Consider the following 316-nt stretch of genomic DNA (forward strand, 5'->3'; position numbering starts at 1 on the left):
TTGCTGGACAGATCCTGCAGAGTCTTCAGATCGAAGCGAGTGTCGTGACGCGCAGTCCAGGCATGACCCAGGTATGGGCGCCAATCGACGAACAATTCCTTGTTCGGCTCCTTGACCAGGCTCTTAACCACGTGCTGACCGTTGTCCAGTGCAGTGCGGTACTCGTCGACCGGCGCTTGCACGGCCTCTGCCGACAGGCGACCCGCATTGGTCAGCGCTTCGGCATACAGCTCACGCGTAGTGCGCTGCTTGGCGATCTGCTGATACATCAGCGGCTGAGTACCACTTGGCTCGTCGGCCTCGTTGTGACCACGGC

The 316-nt window shown here is 60.4% G+C and carries 1 protein-coding gene; it reads right to left on the minus strand.

Annotated elements, in window-relative coordinates; genetic code table 11:
• On the minus strand, nt 1-316 hold a 316-nt coding region (locus AC0IYH_RS30505; protein ID WP_471837894.1), incomplete at both ends, for a thiamine pyrophosphate-dependent enzyme.

Source organism: Pseudomonas sp. AC463 (assembly GCF_979253585.1).